The organism is Pseudomonas donghuensis (assembly GCF_000259195.1).
Lineage (GTDB): Bacteria > Pseudomonadota > Gammaproteobacteria > Pseudomonadales > Pseudomonadaceae > Aquipseudomonas > Aquipseudomonas donghuensis.
Genome location: NZ_JH650764.1, coordinates 216,656 through 223,096 on the forward strand (window position 1 = coordinate 216,656; position 6,441 = coordinate 223,096).

6 protein-coding genes are annotated in these 6,441 nt (G+C 59.1%); all 6 read left to right on the forward strand.

Features of this window, described 5'->3' with window-relative positions:
- The first annotated feature begins 407 nt into the window (after nucleotides 1-407).
- The 6 genes from UW3_RS0113460 (at nucleotide 408) to msrQ (ending at nucleotide 6,394) form a co-directional block, all read left to right on the forward strand.
- The gene (locus UW3_RS0113460) at nucleotides 408-2,132 is read left to right on the forward strand and encodes an acetolactate synthase 3 large subunit (protein WP_010223015.1); all 1,725 of its coding nucleotides are present in this window, start codon (nucleotides 408-410) and stop codon (nucleotides 2,130-2,132) included.
- Nucleotides 2,133-2,134: 2 nt separating this feature from the next.
- Nucleotides 2,135-2,626 carry an acetolactate synthase small subunit gene (gene ilvN, locus UW3_RS0113465; RefSeq protein ID WP_010223016.1) on the forward strand — a complete coding sequence of 164 codons (492 nt, stop codon included), beginning with the start codon at nucleotides 2,135-2,137 and terminating at the stop codon, nucleotides 2,624-2,626.
- A 50-nt stretch (nucleotides 2,627-2,676) separates the two neighbouring features.
- A complete protein-coding gene (gene ilvC / locus UW3_RS0113470) occupies nucleotides 2,677-3,693 on the forward strand; it encodes a ketol-acid reductoisomerase (protein WP_010223017.1) in 1,017 nt (338 codons plus the stop codon).
- Nucleotides 3,694-3,839: 146 nt separating this feature from the next.
- Nucleotides 3,840-4,697 (forward strand): CDP-diacylglycerol--serine O-phosphatidyltransferase, encoded by an 858-nt coding sequence (gene pssA, locus UW3_RS0113475; RefSeq protein ID WP_010223018.1) that lies wholly within the window; start codon nucleotides 3,840-3,842, stop codon nucleotides 4,695-4,697.
- 63 nt (nucleotides 4,698-4,760) lie between these two features.
- Nucleotides 4,761-5,774, forward strand: a complete 1,014-nt coding sequence (gene msrP / locus UW3_RS0113480; RefSeq protein WP_010223019.1) for a protein-methionine-sulfoxide reductase catalytic subunit MsrP — start codon at nucleotides 4,761-4,763, stop codon at nucleotides 5,772-5,774.
- Nucleotides 5,774-6,394, forward strand: coding sequence for a protein-methionine-sulfoxide reductase heme-binding subunit MsrQ (gene msrQ, locus UW3_RS0113485; protein WP_010223020.1), 621 nt, complete (start codon nucleotides 5,774-5,776; stop codon nucleotides 6,392-6,394). The genes msrP and msrQ overlap by 1 nt, the downstream gene beginning before the upstream one ends.
- The last annotated feature ends 47 nt before the right edge of the window (nucleotides 6,395-6,441 follow it).

Below are 6,441 nucleotides of genomic sequence, written 5' to 3' on the forward strand. Positions count from 1 at the left end.
CCCTTGGAGCCACAGATTGTGGCTCTTTTTGTTTGTATTGTTTATTTTTCTGCTGCTGTCTTTGGTATTAGTGGTGGCTGTGGATCGTCCTTGCGCGAAATTGGCAATAATTTTTCTTGACTTGCGCGCGCCGAAAAAGAAGAATCCAGATTCCGCTGTAGAGGGACTGCCAGAAGCAGACCCGCTAAGCAGATCATGAGGCGCACACCCGCGCCGACCTGTAACACCCCGCAACGCGTTACCTCGCGCTGGGTGGGAAAACCCCGCAACACTTTGGGGCGCTCCCAATACTTGCTCAGTCAGTGCTGACGTAGTCGGCGATTCCGTCGCTCATGCTCTGCTTGGCAGTAAACCTATTAAGACCCGTCCAGCGTGGACGGTATTCTGGCGTTTTAGAGGTGAACAACGTGGAGCTTTTATCTGGCGCTGAGATGGTCGTCCGCTTTTTGCGTGACGAAGGCGTTAAGCACATCTACGGGTACCCTGGTGGTGCTCTCCTTCATGTTTACGATGCCCTGTTCAAAGAACCGGAAGTAAGCCACATCCTGGTTCGTCACGAGCAGGCAGCGACCCATATGGCGGACGGTTACGCCCGTGCCACCGGCAAGGCCGGCGTGGTACTGGTGACCTCTGGTCCAGGCGCGACCAATGCCATCACCGGTATTGCCACCGCGTACATGGACTCCATTCCGATGGTCATCCTCTCCGGTCAGGTGCCCAGCACCATGGTCGGTACCGATGCCTTCCAGGAAACCGACATGATCGGTATTTCCCGGCCGATCGTGAAGCACAGCTTCATGATCAAACATGCCTCGGAAATCCCTGAAGTCCTGAAAAAAGCCTTCTATCTGGCGCAGTCCGGTCGCCCGGGCCCGGTCGTGGTCGATATCCCCAAAGACATGACCAACCCGGCGGAAAAGTTCGAATACGTCTACCCCAAAAAGGTCAAGATGCGTTCCTACAGCCCGGCTGTTCGTGGTCACTCGGGGCAGATCCGCAAGGCTGCCGAGATGCTCCTGGCCGCCAAGCGCCCAGTGGTCTATGCCGGTGGCGGCGTGATCCTCGGCGGCGGCTCTGCCGCGCTGACCGAAGTTGCGCAGATGCTCAACCTGCCGGTCACCAACACCTTGATGGGCCTGGGTGGCTATCCGGGTACCGACCGCCAGTTCCTCGGCATGCTCGGCATGCACGGCAGCTACACCGCCAACCTGGCCATGCACCACGCTGACGTGATCTTCGCCGTCGGTGCGCGTTTCGACGACCGCGTGGTCAACGGCCCGGCCAAGTTCTGCCCGAACGCCAAGGTTATCCACATCGACATCGACCCGGCGTCGATCTCCAAGACCATCAAGGCCGACGTGCCGATTGTGGGTCCGGTCGAGAGCGTACTGACCGAAATGGTCGCGACCTTACGCGAAATCGGCGAGCAGCCGGACAAGGCGGCCATGGACGCCTGGTGGAAGCAGATCGAAGAATGGCGTGGCGGTCGCGACATGTTCCCTTACGACAAGGGCGACGGCAGCGTGATCAAGCCGCAGACCGTGATCGAGACCCTCTGCGAAGTGACCAAGGGCGATGCCTTTGTTACCTCCGACGTTGGTCAGCACCAGATGTTCGCGGCGCAGTATTACCGCTTTAACAAACCCAACCGCTGGATCAACTCCGGTGGCCTGGGCACCATGGGCTTCGGCTTCCCGGCGGCCATGGGCGTCAAGCTGAACTTCCCGGACCAGGATGTTGCCTGCGTGACCGGCGAGGGCAGTATCCAGATGAACATCCAGGAGCTGTCGACCTGCCTGCAGTACGACCTGCCGGTGAAGATCGTCAACCTGAACAACGGCGTATTGGGCATGGTTCGCCAATGGCAGGACATGGCCTACAACAGCCGTCACTCGCACTCCTACATGGAATCGCTGCCTGACTTCGTCAAGCTGGCCGAAGCCTATGGTCACGTGGGTATCCGCATCACTAGCCTGAAAGACCTCAAGCCCAAGCTCGAGGAGGCGTTCGCCATGAAGGATCGCCTGGTGTTCATCGATATCCAGGTCGACAACAGCGAGCACGTCTACCCGATGCAGATCAAAGACGGCTCGATGCGCGATATGTGGCTGAGCAAGACGGAGCGTACCTAATCATGCGGCACATTATTTCCCTGCTGTTGGAAAACGAACCCGGTGCCTTGTCCCGCGTGGTCGGTCTGTTCTCGCAGCGTAACTACAACATCGAAAGCCTGACGGTGGCGCCAACCGAAGACCCGACCCTGTCGCGTCTGACGTTGACCACGGTCGGTCATGATGAGGTGATCGAGCAGATCACCAAAAACCTGAACAAGCTGGTTGAAGTCGTCAAGCTGGTCGACCTCTCGGAAAGCGCGCACATCGAACGTGAACTGATGCTGGTCAAGATCAAGGCCACGGGCGCCCAGCGTGCCGAGATCAAGCGCACCACCGATATCTATCGTGGGCAGATCGTCGATGTCAGCAGCAGCGTCTATACCGTTCAGCTTACTGGCGCCAGCGACAAGCTTGACAGCTTCATTCAGGCCATCGGTACCGCGTCCATTCTCGAAACAGTGCGCAGCGGCGTTACCGGCATTGCCCGTGGCGACAAAGTGCTCAGCATCTAACTCAAAAAATTAGCGATGGCCTTACGGGCCGAGATAACAGGGGTATTTTCATGAAAGTTTATTACGACAAAGACTGTGACCTTTCCATCATCCAGGGCAAGAAAGTTGCCATCATCGGTTACGGCTCCCAGGGCCACGCTCAGGCGTGCAACCTGAAAGACTCCGGTGTGGACGTCACTGTCGGTCTGCGTAAAGGTTCGGCCACCGTTGCCAAAGCTGAAGCTCACGGCCTGAAAGTTGCCGATGTAGCGACCGCTGTTGCCGCTGCCGACCTGGTCATGATCCTGACCCCGGACGAGTTCCAGTCCCAGCTGTACAAGAACGAAGTCGAGCCGAACATCAAGAAGGGCGCCACCCTGGCCTTCTCCCACGGTTTCGCCATCCACTACAACCAGGTCGTTCCACGCGCCGACCTGGACGTGATCATGATCGCGCCAAAAGCGCCAGGTCACACCGTACGTTCCGAATTCGTCAAAGGCGGCGGTATCCCTGACCTGATCGCGGTCTACCAGGACGCTTCCGGCAATGCCAAGAACGTTGCCCTGTCCTACGCTGCTGGCGTTGGTGGCGGCCGTACCGGCATCATCGAAACCACCTTCAAGGACGAGACCGAAACCGACCTGTTCGGCGAGCAGGCTGTTCTGTGTGGCGGTACCGTCGAGCTGGTCAAAGCCGGTTTCGAAACCCTGGTTGAAGCTGGCTACGCGCCAGAAATGGCCTACTTCGAGTGCCTGCACGAACTGAAGCTGATCGTTGACCTCATGTACGAAGGCGGTATCGCCAACATGAACTACTCGATCTCCAACAACGCCGAATATGGCGAGTACGTGACCGGCCCAGAAGTCATCAACGCCGAATCCCGCCAGGCCATGCGCAACGCTCTGAAGCGCATCCAGGACGGCGAATACGCCAAGATGTTCATCAGCGAAGGCGCCACTGGCTACCCTTCGATGACCGCCAAGCGTCGTAACAACGCTGCTCACGGCATCGAAGTCATCGGCGAGCAACTGCGCTCGATGATGCCTTGGATCGCGGCGAACAAAATCGTCGACAAGGCCAAGAACTGATCTTGTCCTGATGCGATGAAAACGCGGCTTCGGCCGCGTTTTTTCGTTTAGGCGGTCAGCTTCTGGTATAAAGCTTCATCGTTTGTCGGCGAACCCTCGTCGCAGACGTCTGTCGAAACTTTCCACACCGTTGCAAGGTAATGTCCATGAGCGAACGTCCCGAAGAGCCGAACAAGGCCTCTGACGCCGAAAGCCTGCTACCGATCGATGAGCATGTTGAAGAAGGGCATGACGCCGAAGGACGCAAGGTTCGGCATCGCGGCATCTATCTGCTGCCCAACCTGTTCACCACTGCGAACCTGTTCGCCGGTTTCTATTCGATCATCAACTCCATGAGCGCCCAGGCGGCCCTCAGTGCGGGTGATCCGCGCGAAGCGAGCAAGTATTTCGCCTTCGCCGCCATCGCCATTTTCGTCGCCATGGTCCTCGATGGCCTGGACGGCCGCGTGGCACGCATGACCAATACCCAGAGCGCCTTCGGTGCCGAGTACGACTCGCTGTCGGACATGGTCGCCTTCGGTGTTGCCCCGGCATTGCTCGCGTTCGGCTGGGCCCTGGGTGACATGGGTAAAGTCGGCTGGATGGTTGCCTTCATCTATGTCGCCGGTGCCGCGCTGCGTCTGGCGCGCTTCAACACCCAGGTCGGCAAGGCCGACAAGCGTTACTTCATCGGCCTCGCCAGCCCGGCTGCGGCCGGTGTGGTGGCCGGTACCGTCTGGGCCTTCAGCGACTATGGCATCCAGGGTTCGAAGCTGTCGTTCCTGGTGGCGCTGCTGGTGGCGGCGGCCGGCATGCTGATGGTCAGCAACATCAAGTACAACAGCTTCAAAGAGCTGGACCTCAAGGGGCGCGTGCCGTTCGTAGCGATCCTCGCCGTGGTGTTGGTGTTCGCGGTAGTCTTCAGTGACCCACCGCGCATCCTGCTGCTGGTGTTCCTCGGCTATGCGGCCTCCGGCCCTGTGCAATACCTGTTGCGCATGCGTCGGCGGAAAAACATCGAGTGATGTAATTTCGCTAGGGCTCCGTAGTCTACTGGTGCATCAGTCCTCCAGTTCTACGGAGCCATCATGCTCATCAAGCTGTCCAAAGCCTCCGATTGCAAAGAGTCGGAAATCACCCCCGAATCCCTTTATGTCTCGCGCCGCGCCATTCTCGGCGGGTCGCTGGCTGCCCTGGCCGCTACTGCGCTGCCGCGGTGGGCCGGTGCTGCCGACGCGTCGCGCTATGCCGATGTCGAGGCGGGCAGGGCGCCAGGCTGGTTCAGCGACAAGCTCGCCGCTACCAAGTGGCAAGCCGTGACGGCGCCTGGCGAAGCCATCACGCCGTTCAAGGATGCCACCCACTACAACAACTTCTACGAGTTCGGCGCCGACAAGGGCGATCCGGCAGCCAATGCCGGCAGCCTGAAAACCGAGCCATGGACAGTGGTGGTGGATGGTGAAGTCGGCAAGCCCGGGCGCTATGCCCTGGAAGACTTCATGAAACCCTACCAACTGGAAGAGCGTATCTACCGGCTGCGCTGCGTGGAGGCCTGGTCGATGGTCATACCCTGGCTGGGCTTTCCGTTGTCGGCGCTGCTCAAGCAGGTCGAGCCAACGTCCAAGGCACGCTTCATTCGCTTCGAAACCCTGCAAGACCCGAAGAGCATGCCTGGCCAGCGCTCAAGCTTTGCCCTGATCGACTGGCCTTATATAGAAGGCTTGCGCCTGGATGAGGCAATGAACCCGCTGGCGATCCTCGCTGTCGGCATGTACGGGCGCGAGTTGCCCAACCAGAACGGTGCACCGTTGCGTTTGGTGGTGCCGTGGAAGTACGGCTTCAAGAGCATCAAGTCGATCGTGCGCATCAGCCTGGTTGAAGCGCAGCCGCGCACCACCTGGCAGGCGATTGCCCCGGAAGAGTATGGCTTCTACGCCAACGTAAACCCCGAGGTCGATCACCCGCGCTGGACCCAGGCGCGTGAGCGGCGCCTGCCCAGCGGCCTGTTCAGCCCCAACGTGCGGCCAACGCAGATGTTCAATGGCTATGCCGAAGAAGTGGCAGGGCTGTACAGCGGCCTCGACCTGCGGAAGAACTACTGATGCGTTATCCACTGTTTCGACTCGGTATCTTCATCCTGGCCAGTATCTGGCCGCTGTGGTGGTTATATGAAGCGGCCATGCAAGCCCTTGGGCCGGATCCGGGCAAGATCCTGGTTGATCGCCTGGGCCTGGGCGCGTTGACCTTCTTGCTGATCACCTTGAGCATGACCCCCTTGCAGCGCCTTACCGGTTGGGCGGGCTGGATCGTCTCGCGGCGCCAGCTGGGCTTGTGGTGCTTTGCCTATATAGTGCTGCACCTGAGTGCCTACATGTTCTTCGTGCTTGGTCTGGATTGGGGGCAATTGGGTATCGAGCTGAGCAAGCGGCCTTACATCATCGTCGGTATGCTGGGCTTTGTGGGCTTGCTGGCACTCGCGGTGACCTCCAATCGGTATAGTCAGCGCCGCCTGGGCGCGCGTTGGAAGAAGTTGCACAAACTGGTCTACGCGATCCTGGGCCTGGGCCTTTTGCACTTTCTCTGGGTAGTGCGCGCCGACCTCAAGGAATGGTCGGTCTACGCTGCTATTGGCGTGTTCCTGCTGGCCTTGCGTATTCCCGCATTGGAGCGGCGAATCCCGCGGCTGGTAACGCGTAAAGCAGCTCCTGCAACAAAAGCTTAAATAAGTCCTTGACGCGCCATTTAATCTCTCTATAATTCGCCCCACTT